Origin of the sequence: Halomonas sp. 141 (assembly GCF_002810305.1) — a bacterium.
Lineage (GTDB): Bacteria > Pseudomonadota > Gammaproteobacteria > Pseudomonadales > Halomonadaceae > Vreelandella > Vreelandella stevensii.
This window is the reverse complement of record NZ_PINZ01000162.1, coordinates 1-295: the sequence shown is the minus strand read 5'-3', so window position 1 is coordinate 295 and position 295 is coordinate 1. Positions and strand designations below refer to the sequence as shown.

Genomic DNA, 295 nt, shown 5'->3' with positions numbered 1-295 from the left:
ACGCGCACCTTGCTCACGCCGTCGAGTGTCGCGGCGGCTTCGGCGGCGGCCTGGACGCCTTCACCGGCGACCAGTACGTCGATATCGCCACCGATCGCCTGGGCGGCTGCCACGACGTGGGCGGTGGCGCTGGCCAGTTGGCCGTCATGCAGGTCGGCAAGTACCAGAATGCTCATGAGATCAGTTCCTTTCAAAGCGCGTTATCAAAGTACGTTATCAAAGCACCTTGGCTTCGTTTTTCAGTTTGTCGATCAGCTCGTCCACCGAGGCGACCTTGATACCGCCCTTGCGCTCG

The 295-nt window shown here is 61.4% G+C and carries 2 pseudogenes; both read right to left on the bottom strand.

Features of this window, described 5'->3' with window-relative positions:
* Positions 1 to 176, bottom strand: a pseudogene (locus CWI66_RS17825) (electron transfer flavoprotein subunit alpha/FixB family protein); the annotation flags it as partial.
* A gap of 40 nt (positions 177 to 216) precedes the next feature.
* Positions 217 to 295: pseudogene (locus CWI66_RS17820) on the bottom strand (electron transfer flavoprotein subunit beta/FixA family protein); the annotation flags it as partial.